The sequence below is a fragment of the Helcococcus massiliensis genome (assembly GCF_900258485.1).
In the GTDB taxonomy this organism is placed as follows: Bacteria; Bacillota; Clostridia; order Tissierellales; family Peptoniphilaceae; genus Helcococcus; species Helcococcus massiliensis.
This window is the reverse complement of sequence record NZ_OGVE01000003.1, coordinates 243,503-264,212: the sequence shown is the minus strand read 5'-3', so window position 1 is coordinate 264,212 and position 20,710 is coordinate 243,503. Positions and strand designations below refer to the sequence as shown.

The window sequence follows — 20,710 nt, the reverse complement described above, 5'->3', positions numbered from 1 at the left end:
AGTCAAGAAAATATTAAGGAGGATTGTATGCAGTTTAAAAACAGAAGACTCATGTCTATATTTTTAATATTCGCTATTCTTATAGGAATATTTCCTGTAGGGGCTAAAGATGTAGGTGCCCAGTCTTTAGAACCGAAAACCGAAAATGGTATCACAACTTTTGCCTACCAGGGAAACCAAGATACTAAAAAAGTAAACCTGGCTGGTGAGATGAATGGGTGGGATCCAGAAAGCCTTGTGCTTGAAAAAGGGGACAACAACCTATTCAGTAAAAGTTTAAACTTACCGGCAGGTAAGTACCAATACAAGTTTATAATTGACGGAAATTGGATGGAAGGTGACAACTTAGAGTATGTTGTTGAAGGTATCAAAATAGTATCCGATGATTCCGTAAAAAGTGGAAGTAGTATAGATTTAAAAACTGTAAATATCACTAAAGATGGTGGTGAAAAAGAAGTTGCTGCCACTTATGAACTTAAAGAAACCTACAAAGGAGTAAAACTAGAAGGAAACAAACTTCTTGTTGGAGAAGATGCTGATGTAAAAGAAGTGACCCTAGTAAGTACTTTCGAAGGTAAAAAGGCTGAAAAAACTATAAATATCTTATATCAAATGTTTGAATATACTATCAACTATAAGAGAGATGATGGTAAGCAAATGGACTGGGATATGTGGGTATTCGGTGATGGCTTAGATGGTAGTGCCGTTAAATTTACTGAAGAAAATGATGGATATGCCAGAGCTAAATTTAGTTTACCTTTAGACAAAATCACTATTATAACTAGACCAGGAAACTGGGATGCTCAAGAGGCTGATAGAAAAATAAATATAGCCGAAGGGGAAACTTCCGGTGAGTTTTGGATTCTACAAGGTGATGATACAGTATACACATCAAAACCGGATGAAAACACACCAAAACCAAAACAAAGACAAGTACAAGTTACCTACTTAAGAGAAGATAAAAATTATGACGGATGGAACCTATGGATATGGTCATCAGGTTTATCTGATGATAGACAAGATTTTGATGGGAATATATCAGTATTTCCTATATCAAAAACAGCTACAAATATAGGTTTTATAGTAAGAAAATCTCTTGAAGGAAATGATTGGGCAGAAAAAGATCCAAATAAAGACTTAGATAGAGAGATAAAAACTGATCCAAATGCCTTAGAATCGACAACCAAGGTTGTTCTTGAAAGTGGCAAAGATGAATTTAAAACTGTTCCTTATCTAAAGGGACCAGAAATTAATGGTCAAAATATTACATTCTACTATAGGGACCTAGACCTATATGAAGAAAATAAGATGGACACCCTTGAAGGGGCAAAAATAAATATAGTTAAGAAAAATCTTGAAGATGGTACAGAAGAATCTTTAGGATCTTTCGACATGACCTATTCAAAAGAAAATGAAAGATATGAATATACCTTAGAAAATGCCGAATATGGCTTCGACTATATCTACACCTTTGATGTAAGTAAAGATGGACAGACTGAAAAAGGTCTAAAAGATGTATCAAATATTAAAGATGATAAATCTTATGTAAGATTAATAGATACACATATTGGTGTAAAGGCTTCTCTAAATAGGGAAGAAGCTAAGGCTGGAGAATCAGTACTAGTAAATATAGAAATTGATAATCCAGAAAACCACGAAATAAAAGAAGTTTATTTAGACTTAAAAAATCTAAAACAAGGTAAATCACTAGTTGCTACAGACTTATTAAAACACAATGTTTCCTTACCACTTGATCTTGAAGCAGGCGAAAAGGAAATTGAAGTTGTAGTAGTTGATAGCTATGAAAAAGAACACAAGACAATTGTTAAATTAAATACTTTAGCTTCTACAGACACCAAAGAAACCATTGCTTGGGATGAAGAAATAATTTACTTCATGTTGACAGACAGGTTCTTTGATGGAGACAAGTCAAACAACAATCCTAACAATGACGGCTCATACGATCCAAACCACCTAGAAACCTTCCACGGCGGAGACTTCCAAGGAATTATTGATAAGATAGCTTATCTAAAAGAATTAGGTGTATCTACTGTATGGATTACACCTATAGTTGACAGTATCGATGAAAACATGCGAGCAGCATACAATGATAAACAATATGGATATCATGGATATTGGGCAAAAGATTTTACAAATTTAGAAGCTAGACTAGGTAATGTAGAAAAATTAAAAGAATTAATTGATGTCTTACATGAGAATGGTATCAAACTAATGGTTGACGTGGTACTAAACCATGCTGGTTATGGAACAAATAATGATCCAATCTTTAAAGATATGATCAGAACAAATCCTGGTTCAGATGATATAACTAGTGAATTAGCTGGGTTGCCAGATTTCATAACTGAAGATCCAGAAGTAAGTGCAAAACTTGTTAAGTGGCAAAGTGATTGGTTAAAGACGCTAACCACAGACAAGGGAAACACAATTGACTACTTCAGAATTGACACTGTAAAACATGTTGAACATGACACATGGAAAGAGTTGAAAAATGCCTTAGTAGATATTAAACCTGACTTTAAGATGATAGGTGAATACTATGGTGCATCTGCTGGTAACAACGGTGGTTACCTAGCTAATGGAATGATGGATTCAGTACTAGACTTTGAATTTAAGTCCATAGCTGAAAAATTTGTTAAAGGAAATATAGCTGAAGTTGAAAAGAGACTTCAAGAAAGAAACCAAGCTATTACTGATATAAGCCAATTAGGACAATTCTTATCATCCCATGATGAGGATGGATTCTTAGCTACAAGAATAGGTGGAAACAAGGACTTATTAAAAGTTGCAGCTTCCCTACAAATGACAGCCAAGGGTCAGCCTGTAATCTATTATGGTGAAGAGATAGGAATGTCAGGACAAAATGCTGATTTTTCTGTAAATAGAATGGGTGAAAATAGGAAATCATTCGATTGGACCAAGATAGAAAATAACGACCTATTAGACCACTATAGAAAGATTACCAATATAAGACGTGAAAATGCAGAGGTATTCTCAAGAGGAGATAGAGAAAGTCTCCACACAGATACTAATGTTTCTGTATTTAAGAGATCTCATGATGGAGAAAATCTACTAGTAGGACTAAATATCTCTGACCAAGACCAAAAAGTTACATTCAAACTTGATAAAAATCTAGGAAATAAATTAATAGATATTTACAATGATAATAAAGAATATATAGCTGAAAATGGCAAGGTTGAAATAACCATACCTGCCAATTCTAAGGGTGGAACTTCTGTATTTAAGATAGAAAAAGATCCTAGCCTAGAAACTGAAGATCCAGATGCTCAAAAAGTAATCTTCCATTTCGAAGATCCACAAGATGGAGAATGGGAAATGTATGTATGGCCTAAGGCTGGTAATGGTGAAAGATATCCATTTACTAGAAAAGAAGGTAATACAAAGATAGCTGAAATTACACTTGAAAAAGGTACAGAAGAAATCGGCTTTATAGTAAAGGGAAGCCAGTCAGCAGATGACTGGAGAAAAGATGTAGATAAGGATAGATTTGTGACAATTACCAAAAATCCTCAAAATGTTTATTTGAAATCTGGTCAAGAAGATTTCACTACAGATGGCGTAGCAAAGACTTTAATTGATAGTTTCACAGTTGATGACTTTAGAAAGGCTAACTTAGTATTAACTAAAGAAGCTAATATAAATGATATCCTTGAAGACTATAGCTTAGAAATTGCAGGTAAAGATATCAAAGATAAGGTTGCAAGTATAGAAAGTACAGGAAATGACAAAGAAAATTCTAAATCATTTGTGATAACTTTCAAAGAAGACCTTCCTCTTGATGAAAATATCGACATACAATTAAAACTATCTGACAAGGATGAAAATGACCAAGATGTAGAATATGAATTAAATAAGACTTCAAGATTACACAAGATTTTTGCAAGTAAAGACTTCGAAGATAGATATGCCTACGATGGAGAATTGGGTGCCATCTATACACCTGGCTCTACAGAATTCAAGGTATGGGCACCAACAGCTAAAAATATTGACCTAGTAGTTTACGAAGGAAGATTTGTTGCAAATAGCCCAGAAAATAAAGACTTGGTAAATGAAGAAAAATATACTTCATATCCAATGACAAGAAATGAAAAGGGAGTATGGTCATATAAATTAAATGGGGACCAAATAGGTAAGGCCTATATGTTTAATGTAGACGTAAATGGTACAAAGACCTTAGCTATCGACCCTTATGCAAAATCTGTAACTGTAAATGGTGAAAGAGGGGTTGTAGTAAATCCTCAAAAGACAGACTCTAAAGAAATTTCTGACAAAGATGCTAAGAATCCAATTATCTACGAACTTCATGTAAGAGACTTGTCTATACAAGAAAATAGTGGAATAAAAAATAAAGGAAAATTCTTAGGAGTAGTTGAAGAAGGAACAAAGACTCCAAGTGGACAAATTACTGGTTTAGACTATATCAAGTCCTTAGGTGTAACCCATGTTCAATTTATACCTGTTTATGACTACAGTAAGCATTCTGTAGATGAAACAAGATTAGATGAACCTCAATTCAACTGGGGTTATGATCCTGTAAACTACAATGCTATAGAGGGTTCATACAGTACAGATCCTTATGACCCGTTTAGCAGAATAAGTGAGTTCCAAAAGATGATTGACAAGTTACATGACAATGGTCTTGGAGTAATCATGGACGTTGTATACAACCACGTTGCAGGTATAGACCAACATTCATTCGATAAGATAGTTCCTGGCTACTACTTCAGACAAGATGCCAAAGGGAACTTCTTAGGTGGTACAGGAGTAGGAAACGAAACTGCTTCCGAGAGAGCAATGATGAGAAAATTCATCGTTGATTCAACTAAATATCTAGCAAGCACATATAACCTAGATGGATTTAGATTTGACTTGATGGGAACCCATGATTACAAGACAATAAATGAAGTTAGGGAAGAATTAGACAAGATTAATCCTAATATCTTCATCCTAGGTGAAGGTTGGAATATGGATATGGGTATTCCAGAAGACCAAAGAGCAACTCAAGTAAATGCTGGCAAGATATCTGATAGAGTTGCATTCTTCAATGATGATTTAAGAGATGCAGCTAAGGGTAGCGTATTTGGAGATACAGATCCAGGATTTGTAAATGGAGCCCTAGGTAAGGAAGAATTTTTACTTCAAAATATTAGAGGTGGAAAGGGACTTAAGACATACAAGTCAGCCAACCAACTAATTCAGTATGTAGAAGCTCACGACAACCTAACCCTATGGGATAAGTTGAAATTTACTAATCCAGATGAAGATGACCAAACATTATTGAAGAGACATAAGCTGGCAACAACTCTTGTAATGTTCTCACAAGGTACTCCATTTATCCATGCAGGTCAAGAGTTTGCAAGGACAAAGGGTGGAGACCACAACTCATACAAGTCAAGTGATGAAGTAAATAGGATTGATTGGGATAGGGTTGAAGAATTTGGAACAAATGTAGAATACTTCAGAGAAATAGTTAAAATCAGAAAAGCTTATGACATATTTGATACAAAAGACTTTGATGAAATTGATAGAATCTTCAATAAATTAAATGCAGAAGACCAATTAATTGCATACGAGTTAAAAGATGATCAAAAAACAAACCAACACCTATACCTGGCCTACAATGCTTCCGACGAAAGCAAGGAAATCCAAGTAGCTAACGGTAAATACAAGGTGCTTGTAAAAGATCAGTTAGCTAAAGTTGACGGTTTAGAAACTATAGAAGTGACAAATGGTAAGTTGGAAGTTGATCCTTTATCTTCACTAGTTCTTGTAGAAGATGTGAAAGAAGACATACCACTAATCCCGTTAGAACCATCCGAACCAATTGAAGATGAAGACAAAGAGGATATCCCTCTAACACCGTTAGAACCATCCGAACCAATTGAAGATGAAGACAAAGAGGATATCCCTCTAACACCGTTAGAACCATCCGAACCAATTGAAGATGAAGACAAAGAGGATATCCCTCTAACACCGTTAGAACCATCAGAACCAATTGAAGATGAGGATAAAGAGGATATTCCACTAACTCCGTTAGAACCTGCGGAAGAAGAGTTAGAAATGTTTATAAAGGACCTTGATAAAAAGGTTGCAGAATTAAATTCTGACTTAGACAAGGAATTGACTGATAAACTAGGTAAAAACTATAAGGCTCTTGTTAAAGATATTTACTTCAGATACAAGATTTCAAAAGAATTCAAACATGAATTTGAAGAAAATCAAGTGATTAAAGTAGACGTATCTAAATTGGGCTTAAAAGAAAATAGTAAATTACTTGTATATAGGCTTCATGATGGAAAATTTGACGCCTTAGACTATACTTTGAAAGACAATATAGTTACCTTTGAATCAGATAAATTCTCTCCATATATATTTGCGACAGAAGCTGACTCAAATATAAGAGGTAAAGATACAAAAGATACTAATATTAAAGTGAGTGAGTCTGATGATTCAAACACCAAAACAAGTCCTAAGACAGGGGATAGTGGAGTATTGATAACTTCAATTATTCTATTTATTTCCTTGCTAGTGCTTGTAGCTATTAGAAGATTAGGAAATAGTAAATATATAAATAGATAATGAGTTAATATATTTATTAATAGCAAAAATATACAAAAACCAAAATCCTGATGGGTTTTGGTTTTTTGTGTTTAAAAAACTACCTCCTAATATGCATACATATATATATATATATACATTTTTTACAGCATTTTACATTGGAATATGGTATAATTACTGTATACATTATGTGTATAAATATTGCATAAGAAGGGAGGAGTATATATTTAATATACATAAGACTATATGAAAAGAAGAACAAGGATTGTATCTTTATTTTTAGCTTTTATTATGGTTTTATCAAATATTTCTTATCCGGCTACTGCACTTGCAAATAGCCTTAACGGAGATCAAGAAATAATTGAAATTGATAATACACAAACTGAAAATAAAAGTGAGTCTAAAGATGATAAAGATGAATTATCTAAAGAAGATATTAAAAATCTAGATAAACTCAAAGAACACATATCTCGAGACTCAAATGATGCAATAGAATTAAATGAAGAATTAGGTCTAAAAGCTGCAGACAAGATTTCGACTGATCAATACAATAAAATCATGAGTAGATCAAGTTTGAATGCTAGAAATGTTTCTTTATTTAATGCAAGAAATGCTAGCAATGATGCTGCGGATGGATCAAAGATTGAATCTATATCTGTATCTTGGATAGATAAAGACCAACAAGATAATTCCAGACTAAACCTAGTGTGGACTGACAATTACAATCAATCCGTTAGAATGAAATTGAATTTTGCCATGTCAGGTCAATATGATTATGAACCTGGTAAAGTTCAAATTAAGATTCCAAAGCATATATTCAAAGATAGAAATGGAGAACCCATAGGAAATATGACCTTAGCGGTGCCAAAAGCTCCAGACAATAATGGTATATTTAACTATGTCGAAACAGATGATTCATATATTTTAGTCAATACTAAAACAATATCAGCTGCTTCTCAAGGTTCAATAGAAATGACTATAAATTCATTGAAACCTTCAGAGATAAAAGACTTAAAATCAGGCTATGTGACAGATCCATTCTATGCCGATATTAGTATCATTACTAATAAAGGGAATCAAATCACGAAGATATCTAATAAGATAGATGTTCAAGTAGATACAAAAGCTAGAATTTATGATGCATTCAAGAGAAATGAAACTTTTGTGCATGAAAGCTATCCAAGTGATTGGCCACAAGAATTGAAACCAAAAGAAAATGCAGATGACTATGTTTTTGTTAAATGGACTGCTGGTGCTAATACTAAGGCAAGCCAATATTTTTATGTAGAGGTAGAAGATAAGGCAGATAACACTAAAGAATATAATAAAGGTGTTAAAGTATTAGGGTTTGAAGATTCTAAGCAAGGAAAAGTTTACAAAAATGAAACAGGAGAAGCTTCTGTTTTCAAAGAAACTATAGCTAAAAATGTCTATTATAACGATGGACAAAACTTCAATTCAACAATATATACAGCCTATCCAAAGTCTGAATTTGAAAATGGTAAAACTTATGAATTAAAGAATAATATTAACTTCAAAATGACTGCTGTTGATGATGGTGAAACATCAGAAACTTCAGCAAATGCAAGTATAAAATATTCACCGGTTGCATACCATAAGCCAACTGGGCATTTTATTGTAAGAAAAAGAGGTATGGGTCCACAAAATACTATGGTTTCTGGAAAGAGAGAAGGTATTTACTCAACAGCCTTAAATGATCTTTCAAATGGGAAAAATACTGACATAGAATTTGAAGTTGATGTAGTAGGATTTGGTGAAAAATGGACCTTAGGTGAAGATTCACAAGGAAAAGATTTAGATTCGTTTAATAAGAAATCATATAACCAAAAGGACTATACTCTAGTTGTAGAGGATACAGATGTTAATTTTGACTATGGAAAATCTCTAGATTCTAAATCTTTTGAATTTAAATCATTAAGATTCAAAACACCAATTATATCTGACTATAAGAAATTTGAAGAAACCAGATATGGATACCTTGAAGGTGAAAATGGTATTGCTTGGGGAATAATTCCTAAGGGATACTATGGTTATGAAAGAATTGAAGATAAAAAACAGATTCCTGATATAGAAGTATTTGGTATGGTAGATGGAAATAATGACTATACAAAATTTGCAACTATTTCTCATAAAACAGGAAGCATGGTAATAGAAACTGTAAATGGTGCCAAATCTGATAGAGATAAGGTGATATTCCCTGAAAATATCGTTAAATACAAGGTAACATCAAAAACTAAATTATCTCATTTAGAATGGAATATGTATCCTACAGTTACTTTAAAGGCTAATAATCAAATAAAAGAACAAGTTCAAAATCTTTATGATAATTCCTTAAGACCTATGACAAGGTCCGAAAATACTATTAAGATGGATATCTTAGTAAATAATAGTAAAGACCTAAAACATATAAATGTTGATATCGGTAGGGACCAATTGATGGGATTCTCAAGCGGAACTAAGATGGATAAGCATCTAAGTTACTCTAATGATAAATCAAATGGAAGAGTTTTACTTAACTATAGCGCAAAGGTTAGAACAGAAACCAACGTTAATTCATTAGAAGCTTTACAAGATGCTATTGATAGTGGTCTATATGAGGAGCAGAAAAAAGGAATATTTTATGATTTGCTTCCAGAGGGGGTAATACCTGATACTAAAACAATAAAGTTAAGAGAAAATGACACAATTACAAATATTGAGTTATTTGAAAACTACAAAAACACTGGAAGAATATTATTAAAGGTTGAAGCGGATTTAACTCCAAATTACAAACTTAATAATAAAGCATCCGACACTATAATAGGGGCTCCAGGATATTATGATGAGCAAGAAATAAGTTTTCAAGCTAGATATTCTTGGTTGTCACTTAAAGATTTTGGTGAAAAGTTAGATAATAAGATTGCTTATGAGGCGGTAGGTATTGACAAACTAGGTTCAATCAAAGATTTAATGGGTGAACCTGACAACCCATATGCCGGAAACAATAAATATACAAAAGATGCTTTTTCTGATGAGGACAAAGAAATAAAAGATGCTTTTGTTAACCTTAACGATAATCATGATAAACCAGTTTTTGTATATGCAAAAAATGAAAGTAGTGTAGAAGCCGACACTTATACTCTAGCATCCTTGCAAAAACTTGTTGATGTAAATAATGAGCAATCTTATGGGGATGGTTTAGATAATCTACTTCCTAAAAATGTCTATGAAGGTGGTCAATATTCTTACAATATTAGATATAGGACAACTCAGACTACAAAATCTAAAAATATTGTGATTTATGATAATCTTGAAAACTATAAGCCAACAAGTGATAAAGAAGATCATAATGACCAAACATGGATAGGTCAATTTAGATCGATAGATGTCAGAGCTCTTAGAAATAGGGGAGTTGACGTAAAGGTATACTATTCAGTTAAAGAAAACTTAACACTGGACGATACAGACAACAGACAAGATATGGATTTATCAAATACCAATATTTGGTCTATTCAAGAGCCAAGTGATAAGTCTAAAATCACAGCAATAGCTGTAGATGCTAGAAAAGATACTGAAGGAAATGACTTTGTTTTAAATGAACTTGAAGAGATTTCTTTAATTATAAATATGAGTGCACCTATGGTTAAAGACCTGGCAAAAGCCGGTGAAGAATCTAAATGGTATGACACTGACCTTAAAGAAAATGAAACTGAAGAGGGCTTAAATGGAGGTGCTCATGCCTATAACAACATTAGCATGTTAGCATCTACAGCTTCCAAAGGTGATAGTTCTCAAAAAGTTGAACTTATCAGACAAGACTATGTTAAAGTTGGTCTAAAACCACACAATATAGAAGTAACTAAAGAGTGGGACGACTTTAATGATAGAGATGGTAAAAGAACAGATTCAGTAACCATTCGTCTTTTAGCAAATGGAGTATATACAGAAAAATCCTTGGTATTATCTAATGATAATGAATGGAAGGGTGTTTTTGAAAACCTACCATACCAAGACAAAGATGGAAATAAGATAATATATTCATTAAAAGAAGATTATGTAGAAGGTTACAACTTTATACCAGGTCCTGGCGAAGATATAAAAAATGGTATTAAATATAATACTAAAAATAAACATAATCCAGAACTTGTTGTAATTGAAGGTGAAAAGAAATGGGATGACCGAAACGAAATTACTAGACCTGAAAGTATAGAAATTATGCTTTATAAAAATGGAGTTAGATATATTACAAAAACTGTAAGGCCTGACTCAAATGGTCAATGGAAATTTAAGTTTGATAATCTTTTCAAATACGAAAATGGTGAAGAAATAACTTATACCATAAAAGAAAAGTATGTTAATGGATATGTAAGTGATATAAAAGATTTCAATATCACAAATAAATATACTCCTTATGGAAATTTAAATATAAGTAAAGAAATCACAAATAAGTTAGAAAGTAATAAAGACCAAAACTTTACTTTTGAATTCTTCTTAAGAAAACCGGATGGAGAAATATTTAACTCAAGATTTAAATTTGTTAAATATAACAAGGAAACTGAAGAAGAGATAAGTGAAGAAACCGTAAGTTCTAATGGTGGACTTATTGAATTTAATTCTAATGAAAAAGTAGTGATTGAAAAAGTTAACTCTGACTACCAATATGAACTAGTAGAAACAAACATACCTCAAGGATATAAGTTTGATAATAGAAACTCTGAAAATATTCAAGGTACTATTCAAGCTGGGGAAGAAAAAAGTGTTAAAGCTGTAAATATCTATACTTCAAAAGGTGAATTGAGACTGGATGCAAGTAAAACCCTTAAAGGAAGAGACTTGATCCCTGGTGAATTCCTATTTGATATAAAAGATAAAGCTACTGGTAATATTGTATCTTCAGGTAGAAACTCTAGTGATGGAAAGATAAACTTTGCAGCAATAGAATTTACCTATGAAGATATTGGTAAAGAATTTAATTATATTTTAGTTGAAAGAAATCTAGGAGCAAAAGGTATAACAAAATATGATGAGAGTCAATATGAGTTTACTGTGGATTTAGTAGATAATGGCGATGGAACCATATCAGCTAGTCCAAGATACTTAGATAAAAAATTAGAATATAGTGATGATAATCCTCACTTTATCAATGAATATAAGGCAGAAGGTGAGCTTGAATTAAAGGCTTGGAAGTTCATTCAAAATAATTTTGAAATTAAAAAGGATGACTTTACTTTTGCTATATATGATGAAGAAGGTAAAGAGCTAGCTCAAAGCAAAAATGATGAAAATGGTAAGATTAGTTTTAAACTGAAATTTGATGAGACTGATATAAATAAAACTAAAACATTTACTATTAAAGAATTAGCTGGTGACAACCAAGACATGATTTATGACGATAGCAGTATAAAATATACAGTTAGAGTCATAGACAATAAAGATGGAACTTTATCCTTTGAATCCAATGCTAAAGATTTGAAAACAGATGATATAAAAAATGATCCAAGTCTACCTATATTTGTAAACAAATATAAAGATGGTTCACTAAGTATTCAAAAAGAAATAAAAGGTTATGGTGATCCTAACAAGATTTTTAAATTCAAGGTAAGACTAAAGGGTGATAAGGATCTTTTACCTAAAGGAAAACTTGATATAAAAAGATCATATGTTAATGATCAAGAATCAAACGTATCTAACTTTAGTAATGATAAAGAGTCATCTAATAACATCTTTAGAAATGTATTGGATAGTGTGATAAATCTATTTACACCAAGCACTGTAGAAGCTGCAGCATCAGATGCTCCATATGCCTTAAGTAAGGGATATATTACAACAAATCATCGTGTTGTAAAAAGTGGAACAATAGACAATGAAAATGGAAGTCATGGAATCACTTGGGAGATATATGATAATGGTCATCTGGTTATCAGACCTACAGGCAGTGATGCAGGTGTGATAAGTATAGGTGAGTATGAATTTTTAGCTTATAGGCATGTAAGCGAAAATGTTCCGTGGGTACATGAAAAATATGATTCTTTATCTATAGAGAAAAATGTTAAAGGTGGAAGATCTATCGGTGGAGTTTTTACAGAAGAAGGCATTCCAGGTTTTGGGAATGATTCAAGCAGTGATTCTAATCGTGGAAATAAACCAACTCACGCTAAAAGAATAGATGTGACTAATCTAGATACATCAGAGACTGAAATATTCAGGGAGATGTTTAGAGGAAATAAAGAGTTAGTAGAATTAATTGGTCTAGAGACGCTTGATACAAGCAATATGAAAAGAATGGACGAAATGTTCCAAAGAGTAGAGTCATTAAAAACATTAAACTTATCAAGTTTCAAGACTTCAAAAGTGGAAAATTTTGCTGCCATATTTGATAATATGCATTCTTTAGAAGAGCTAGATTTATCAGGATTTGATATGACTAATATGACCGGTCAAAGTTCAATGCTATCATATCTTCACAGTTTGAAGAAAATAACTCTTGGTCCAAAAACAAAATTAAAGACTGAAGCAGGATTAGAAAATAGAAATAATTACAACTCAGATGCTAATCAATGGATTAATATAAATGATGAGACTCAAAGATATACAGCTATTGAACTTCAAAATCTAACAGGCGATCCTACTGGAACATATAGGCTTGGAGGTAAGCCATATAAACTAAGATATAAGATGATTTATAAGAGATTTTCTTATTCACCGGAAATTAATTTACCGGATGCATATAGCAATATATACAACAAGGAAGAAAAAATCTTAGAAATGGGTGATAACTTTGTTATACCAAAACCTAGTCATTTAGCTAAAACAACAGTAAATGGAAAAGAATATTATACTGTAAAAAATGATGGTATTACACTAGGTTTAGTAAACTTTAAATTACTATCTTATGATGGGGCAACGCCTAACCGTATAACTTATTACGGAGATTACAATATAGGAGATAGGATTAACACATCTAGATTTTCAAGTATAAATAATCCACATGTATACTTAGAGTCAACATGGAAAAGGTTGAATTATAAAATAAACTTTTATAGTACAAATCTGGGCGGTGGTGAAGAAATCGAACCTATAATTGCTAATCCAGGTGAAGAAATTGTATTGCCTGATCTTGTTAGAGAGTTTACTACCGAAGATGGAATAAAATATATATTTGAAGGTTATTATGATTATGGAATGTTTGGTCAATATCAACCAGGACAAACATTCATACAAAATCTTCAAGATAATGTTGAGTTAAGTGATGTAAGTTTTTATGCTCAGTGGAAGGCTATTAATTATATAATTAGCTTTGATACAAATGGAGGTATCCAGACCTATAAAGATATAATCGCTAAAGAAGATGAACCTGTAAAATTACCAACTCCAACTAGATTAGGCTATAAATTTAAAGGTTGGTCTAGATATCCTGATGGAGATATTATTTCTGATAACAAAAATATATTTTCTACAGGACATGAAGGAACCCTTTATGCTGTCTGGGAACCAGATAATAATAATATAGATATAGTAGATGGTGAGTTTGAAATAGAACTAATCCCTGGACAAAAGGTAACAATAGAAAATCTTCCAGCAGGTATCACTTATGAAGTCTATGAAGAGAAAGAAGATGGCTGGGTTTTAGTAAGTGAAGAAAATACTAGCGGAGAGATAAAGGCTAATACAGAATCTATGGCTAAGTTTGTAAATGAATCTAGACCTAATTCTATAGAAGCTAAAATCAAAGGTAAGAAATATCTGGATGGACAGGGTACAAAAGGATTCAAATTCAATTTATTAAATGAAGATAGGGAAGTAGTTGATACAGCCGTTTCTCTAGAAGATGGTTCCTTTAGTTTTGCTAATCGTATTTTTGATGACGATTATTATTACTATCAAGAAAATGAATTCTATGAAGAAACTTACTATATACAAGAAGTTGTTGGTCAGGATCCTTCAATTAACTATGATACTCATGAAGAAAAAGTTGTTATAAGAGTAAGCAGAGCTGAGAATGGTTATTCTCTAAAATCAGAAGTAATCTATCCAGAAGGTCAAACTGAAACTGTATTTAACAATACAACTAAGAAAAATAACTTAACTATATCTAAAGAAGTTACAGGAACAGATGCTAAAGATATCGACTTTACTATAGTGGTAAGTATTAATGGAGGGGAAGGATCTCCAAATGGATATGATGAAACCATTACGCTGAAGAATGGGGAAAGTCATACCATTGAAAATCTAAAATATGGTACAAACTACGAAATCAAAGAAATCAATCTTACTGATAACTATACTTTAGAAAATATAAGCAATGAATCTGGAGTTATAAAAGGAACAGATGTTAAATCTGTTGTTACAAACAAGTATTCATATGAGACAAGTGGATCATTTAACTTAAAGGCTAAGAAGATTTTAGAAAATGCTGAGCTTCAAAGTGGGCAATTTGAATTTGAATTGTTAGATAAGGATAAAAACTTAAAAGAAAAAGTTAGAAATGATCAATTTGGAGAGATTAACTTTAATGCAATTTCTTTAGATGAGCCGGGTGAATACACCTACTATATTAGAGAAATAAAAGCTGATCTTCCAAATATAAAATATGATACACATGAAGAAATAGTTAAAGTTACAGCTACAGATAATAAAACAGGAAGTTTAGACATTAAAGTCGAATACGATAATGATGGACCTGTATTTACAAACATATATGAACCTGAAGATAATACTAATATAGATTCATATGATCTAAAGGTATCTAAGAAAGTAGTTGGAACTGAAAGACTTGATAAATTTACACTAGTTGTAAGTCTATCTGATAAAGATAGACAAGTTCTAACAAGTGCTTATCATTGGGCATCTGACACCAAATCAGGAACCATAAAAGATGGTGGAAGTATTAAAATATCTGCTGGCGAAACAATAACTATTAAACAATTACCTGAAGGTGCAATTGTAGAAGTAGTTGAAGAAGAATCAGCCGGATATACTTTAAGTCAAGATTCCAAGACAACAGAAACGATTACAGACAAAGAAAATGTAATTTCTTTAACTAACATCTATTCTGCAAATGGCCAATTAGAAATAAAAGCTAATAAAACTCTTGTAGGTAAGGATATAAAGGATTACGAGTTTGAATTTATGATTATGGAAGATGACAAAATAATCCAAACTGCAAGAAACAATGATAAGGGTGAGATTGTATTTGAACCTATTCAATATACATTAGATGATATAGGAACACACAAGTATAGGGTCCTAGAAAAAGCTGGTAATGAAAATACTATCAAATATGATGATAAGGTATATGAAATTGAGGTTAAGGTAAGTGATGGTGGCCAAGGTAAATTAATTACTGAAATAAGTGGTCTAAATGAAGACATTAACTTCAAAAACGTATATCGTCCTATAATGCCAGTCACAGGTACTCACAACACTATAAGCTATCTATTAGCTTTAACAAGTATGCTATTTGTTGCTTTATATATAAATAAAAAAGATTCAATAAGGAGAAAAATCTATGAAAATAAAATTAAATAGGCTTTATGCTCTAGTATTATCACTACTTATGATAATAACAGCTAGTTCAACAGTTTTTGCTGCAAATCAAACTCCAGCAAATCACAAAACAAAATTAACAATCCACAAGTTGCAATATATGAATTCTAATGAAGAATTACCTAGTGTTAAAAATACAGGTAAAGAAATGGACATAAAAGACTTTGGTACTGAAGCTCAAGTTTGGGATAAATCAAAGAATGGTGAAGTTGGATTTAGTATCTTCAAATTAGATAAAGAAGAAGTGGCAAAATCTAATTTAGAAAACAAAAATCCACAAGCTATAGCTGATGCTGTAGAAAAAGATAATACAGCTTATGGAGCAACAAAAGTTAATGATCAACTAGTAGTTGATGACAATGGTTTAGTATCATTTGAAGGCTTAGCAGAAGGTCAATATGTAGTAGTAGAAACTTTATCATCTTCTACAGTTACTCAAAAAGCTAAGGCAATGTTTATATCACTACCATTAAACAATGATGAAGCTAATGGATACTTAGATGAAGTACACCTATATCCTAAAAATAAGGTAGAAGAAAAAACACAAGAACTTGTAAAATATGTTTTAAGAAATGGTGAAACAGATGCTAAAGCATATGAAGGTGCAAAATTTGACCTTTATAAAGGACAACCTGGACAAGGTGAAAAAGTAAACCAAGATTCTTTAGTAACTAATGGTGAAGGTAAAATCTCTGTAAATGGCTTAGAAGTTGGATCATACTATTTTGTAGAAACTTCAGTAGCAGATGCTGATATAACTGAAGAAGGTCAAGCAAACAATGTATTACTAAACCCAGAAGTAGCAAATGCAGCAACTAACAAGTTAACATTTGAATACAAAAATGATGGTAGTATAACTTATCCTGAAGGATCTTTATTAGCTGAAGGAAAACAAGTAGTAAACTACGAAAAACCAACTATTAAAAAAGAAGCTACAGATGAAAGAACAGTAAAATCATACAATATTGGTGATGAAATTTCCTATAAAGTTACAGTAGATGTTCCACACAATATAACATCATATAAAACATTCAATTTCACAGATAAAGCTGATAAGGCTTTAACTGTTGATGTTAACTCAATTAATATAGAAGGTTTAACTAAAGGTACTGATTATCAAGTGAGTGAAATTGATGGTGGATACCAATTAGACTTTACTCCAGCTAATTTAGCTGCTTTTGCTGGTAAACAATTGACTGTAACTTATAAAGCAACTATAAATGACCAAGTAGAATTTGGAAAACCAGTAAATAACACCGTTGAACTAAACTTTGATAACAATACCGAAACTGGTAAAGAAAAAGATAATGAAGAAGTATTTACTTATTCACATAAACTAGTTAAAAAAGGTCAAGGTTTATTTAATACAGGTATAGCTAAAGAAAACCTTTCAGGTGCTGAGTTTAAGATATATAGACAAGGTGAAAACGGCGTAGAATACCTAAAGAAATCTGATAACAAGGTAGAATGGGTAGCAGACAAAAATGAAGCTACTGTTTATACAACAGTTGAAGATGGTAGTGTAGTTATTGAAGGTCTAAAAGCTGGATCATATGTAGCAGAAGAAATTAAGGCTCCTGCTGGTTATAACTTACCAACAAATCCTACTACAGAATTTACAGTAAGTGATAAAGAAGAAGGCCAAAGTGAATGGACAGTTTCTGAAACAGAAATTATAAACGAAAAATCTCCTGACATGCCTATGACAGGTACTGAAAAAACAGTTCTAGTAATTGCTGGACTAGCAGCATTGACTGTAGTTGGATTTGTAATTTCAAAAAGAAATAAAGAAGAAGCTTAAAATAAATTAGATTTTAATTGATTAGATAGAGGTAAAATTTGAGAAAACATTTGGATAAAATAATATTTTTGACAGTCATCTCGATTTGTTTATATACAATATTTGAAATGAGAGTGACTGAAAGAAATAGACAAAATGAATTGATATCAAAGTTTGAGTCAAACTTTGAAATACAAGAGGATAAAAATGAAGGTGATGTTTTCTCAGTAAAAAAAGCCTTACTTGAGACTATTGGTGTGCTTTATGCACCTGACATAGACCTTAAAATGGCGGTATTTTCAAATGCTGGAGAGGCAGCTCTAAATGAAGGGGCCGGCCTTATAGTTGGAACAGGTAATTTAATACCCTACGAAAATTCCAATAGTGTCATCACATCTCATAATGGGGACTCATTAAAAGACCTATTTATAAATGTACCTAAATTAAAAGCTGGTGATCATTTTTATATAAAAAATAGGGACTCCAAGATATATAAATATGAGGTGTTTGACACTAGGGATGTCAGTCCAATAAATGAGTTTGAAAAAATTCTTCAACCAAAAGCTGATGAGTCTTATGTAACCCTTAGGACTTGTACACCTATAGGGATCAATAGTCACAGGTTTTTAGCAACAGGTAAATTAATTGAAGAAGTGGAAACCATACCCAACTCAAGTTTTACCCTATCACTATTTGAAATAGGGCTTATAGCAATTGCTACAATTGCTTTAATCCTATTGCTTATAAGCATAATAAAAAAAGATGACCAAAAGGAGAATAAAGAAAATGGGAAAAAATAATATTAAAAAATATTTCTCAATCTTATTAGCAGTATTATTATTTGCACTACCATTAGGTAATGTATTTGCAAACAATGTTGAAAATACAAGTAAAGCTGATGCGACAGTTAATTTAGCAATTAGAAAATTAATGTATGAAGGTGAAAGAACACAAGACTTCATCAAAAATACAGGTAAAGAAGTAGAATTACCACTAGAAGTTAAAGCATGGGATAAGTCTAAGTTTGGTGATGTAGGATTTAGCTTATATAAAATAGAAAAAGCTGCTCTAGCTAAAGTTGAAAAAAATGCTATGGAAATAGCTGGTGAAGTTGAAGCCGCTGTAAATGCTGGAACAGAATTACCATATGGTGCAGAAAAAGTTGGTGAAGAAGTTATAGTAAATGATGAAGGTGTTGCACTATTTGAAAAAGTAGAAAATAACAAAGATATTTTATACGTTATTGTAGAAACTAAGACTTCTGCTTTAGTAAAACAAAAAGCAAGACCAATGGCTGTGCAACTACCTATTACCAATGCAGAAGGAAATGGCTACCTAAATGGTACCATTAGCCTATATCCAAAAAACGAAGCACAAAAATTAACCTTTGATTTAAGAAAATTAGTTAAAAGAGCAGAAGACACAGAAGCCAAAGCTTTAGAAGGAATTAACTTCAAGCTATATGTTGGTGAAGCAGGTAAGGGTACAGTAATCAAAAATAATGAAGGTGAAGATTTAGTTTATACTACTAATGCTGAAGGTAAAGTAACAGTTGAAGGACTAGTAAAAGGACACTACTACTTTGTAGAGCAAGAAACAGCTAATCTAGTAGATGGCATGTTGGTAGAAGCAGATGCTAAAAGAGATGATGTTGGTGATTTATTAGTTTCAGGTTTTGCTCAAAATAATGAACACAACAAATTAGGTTTTACAGTAGATGCTAATGGTGAAATTACTGTAGACGATGAAGAATTCTTTAACTCTTATACCAACTATGATAAACCAGAAATCGATAAGACTCTTACAAATCCTACAGCTACAGTTGAGGGAGAAAAATCTTCTTACTCAGTTTTAGAAAAAATGGACTTTAATGTAAAACTAGATGTTCCTCATGACATAAAAAATTATTCTAAGTTTGAATTTACTGATGAATTGCAATTAGACAATGTGAAAACAACTGGTGCAAGATTTATCTTAAATGATCAAGGAAAACTAAAAATTGAAATAAAAACAAAAGAAGGCGAAGTAATAACTGAAGGTGAAGACTATACAGTAACCTTAAGTGAAGAAAAAAACAGTTTTGAAATTAACTTTATAGTATCTAATAATAAAGTATCAGATAAAGTTGCAGCTACAAGACAATTAAATGTATCATATTCAGCAGAATTCACTGGTGAAGTGGCTCCAAATGGGAACTATTCTAACGAAGTTAAATTAACCTTTAACAACGATCCAAATGGTAAAAACAAAGATAGACATGATAAGGACGAAGAAGAGTTTACAACTTACGGCTTTGTAGTAAAGAAGGTTAATGATGGTTTATGGGGTTCAAGTATAGCTCCTGAAGCATTAAAAGGTGCAGAATTTATCTTAACAAAAGAAGAAGATGGGAAAATACTATACTACACAGGCGAAAAACAAGTTATAAATGAAGAAGAAAAAGTATTTGAATCAGTATTTAGTGAAAATGAAGCAGAAGCTTTAAAACTAGTTTCAGGTGAAGATGGACTTATAAAAGTAAATGGATTAAGAAAAGGTACTTACAAATTAGTGGAAACTAAGGCGCCTGAAGGATATAAACTACCTGTTGATCCTGTAACTGAAATAACAGTTAAAGAGGATACTCACACAGTTGGAGTTTTAAAAGATATTAAAAATAACAGAACACCTGACCTACCAACAACCGGTACAGAACAAATGGTAATGACAGTTGGCATATTATTAGCAGTTGTTGTGATTTCTGTAATTGCATACACAGTATCAAGAAATAGAAAAGAAGTGAGATAA

The 20,710-nt window shown here is 32.0% G+C and carries 5 protein-coding genes; all 5 read left to right on the top strand.

Going from position 1 to position 20,710, the window contains the following annotated elements; translation table 11 throughout:
* Positions 1–27: 27 nt before the first annotated feature.
* The 5 genes from pulA to C4Q29_RS04445 all read left to right on the top strand — a co-directional run bounded on the left by pulA (position 28) and on the right by C4Q29_RS04445 (position 20,710).
* Complete coding sequence (gene pulA, locus C4Q29_RS04465; protein WP_103981613.1) at positions 28–6,618, top strand: type I pullulanase; 6,591 nt, start codon at positions 28–30, stop codon at positions 6,616–6,618.
* A 225-nt stretch (positions 6,619–6,843) separates the two neighbouring features.
* Complete coding sequence (locus C4Q29_RS04460; protein WP_103981612.1) at positions 6,844–16,125, top strand: Spy0128 family protein; 9,282 nt, start codon at positions 6,844–6,846, stop codon at positions 16,123–16,125.
* The gene (locus C4Q29_RS04455) at positions 16,106–17,944 is read left to right on the top strand and encodes a SpaH/EbpB family LPXTG-anchored major pilin (protein WP_103981611.1); all 1,839 of its coding nucleotides are present in this window, start codon (positions 16,106–16,108) and stop codon (positions 17,942–17,944) included. The genes C4Q29_RS04460 and C4Q29_RS04455 overlap by 20 nt, the downstream gene beginning before the upstream one ends.
* 107 nt (positions 17,945–18,051) lie before the next feature.
* Positions 18,052–18,723, top strand: a complete 672-nt coding sequence (locus C4Q29_RS04450; protein WP_159459212.1) for a class C sortase — start codon at positions 18,052–18,054, stop codon at positions 18,721–18,723.
* Positions 18,710–20,710 carry a pilin N-terminal domain-containing protein gene (locus C4Q29_RS04445; protein ID WP_159459211.1) on the top strand — a complete coding sequence of 667 codons (2,001 nt, stop codon included), beginning with the start codon at positions 18,710–18,712 and terminating at the stop codon, positions 20,708–20,710. Before C4Q29_RS04450 ends, C4Q29_RS04445 begins: the two co-directional genes overlap by 14 nt.

What these genes read in the sequence shown, in the direction of transcription:
- pulA (WP_103981613.1), top strand. Translation starts at nt 28, where the DNA reads ATGCAGTTTAAAAACAGAAGACTCATGTCTATATTTTTAATATTCGCT.
- C4Q29_RS04460 (WP_103981612.1), top strand. Translation starts at nt 6,844, where the DNA reads ATGAAAAGAAGAACAAGGATTGTATCTTTATTTTTAGCTTTTATTATG.
- C4Q29_RS04455 (WP_103981611.1), top strand. Translation starts at nt 16,106, where the DNA reads ATGAAAATAAAATTAAATAGGCTTTATGCTCTAGTATTATCACTACTT.
- C4Q29_RS04450 (WP_159459212.1), top strand. Translation starts at nt 18,052, where the DNA reads ATGAGAGTGACTGAAAGAAATAGACAAAATGAATTGATATCAAAGTTT.
- C4Q29_RS04445 (WP_159459211.1), top strand. Translation starts at nt 18,710, where the DNA reads ATGGGAAAAAATAATATTAAAAAATATTTCTCAATCTTATTAGCAGTA.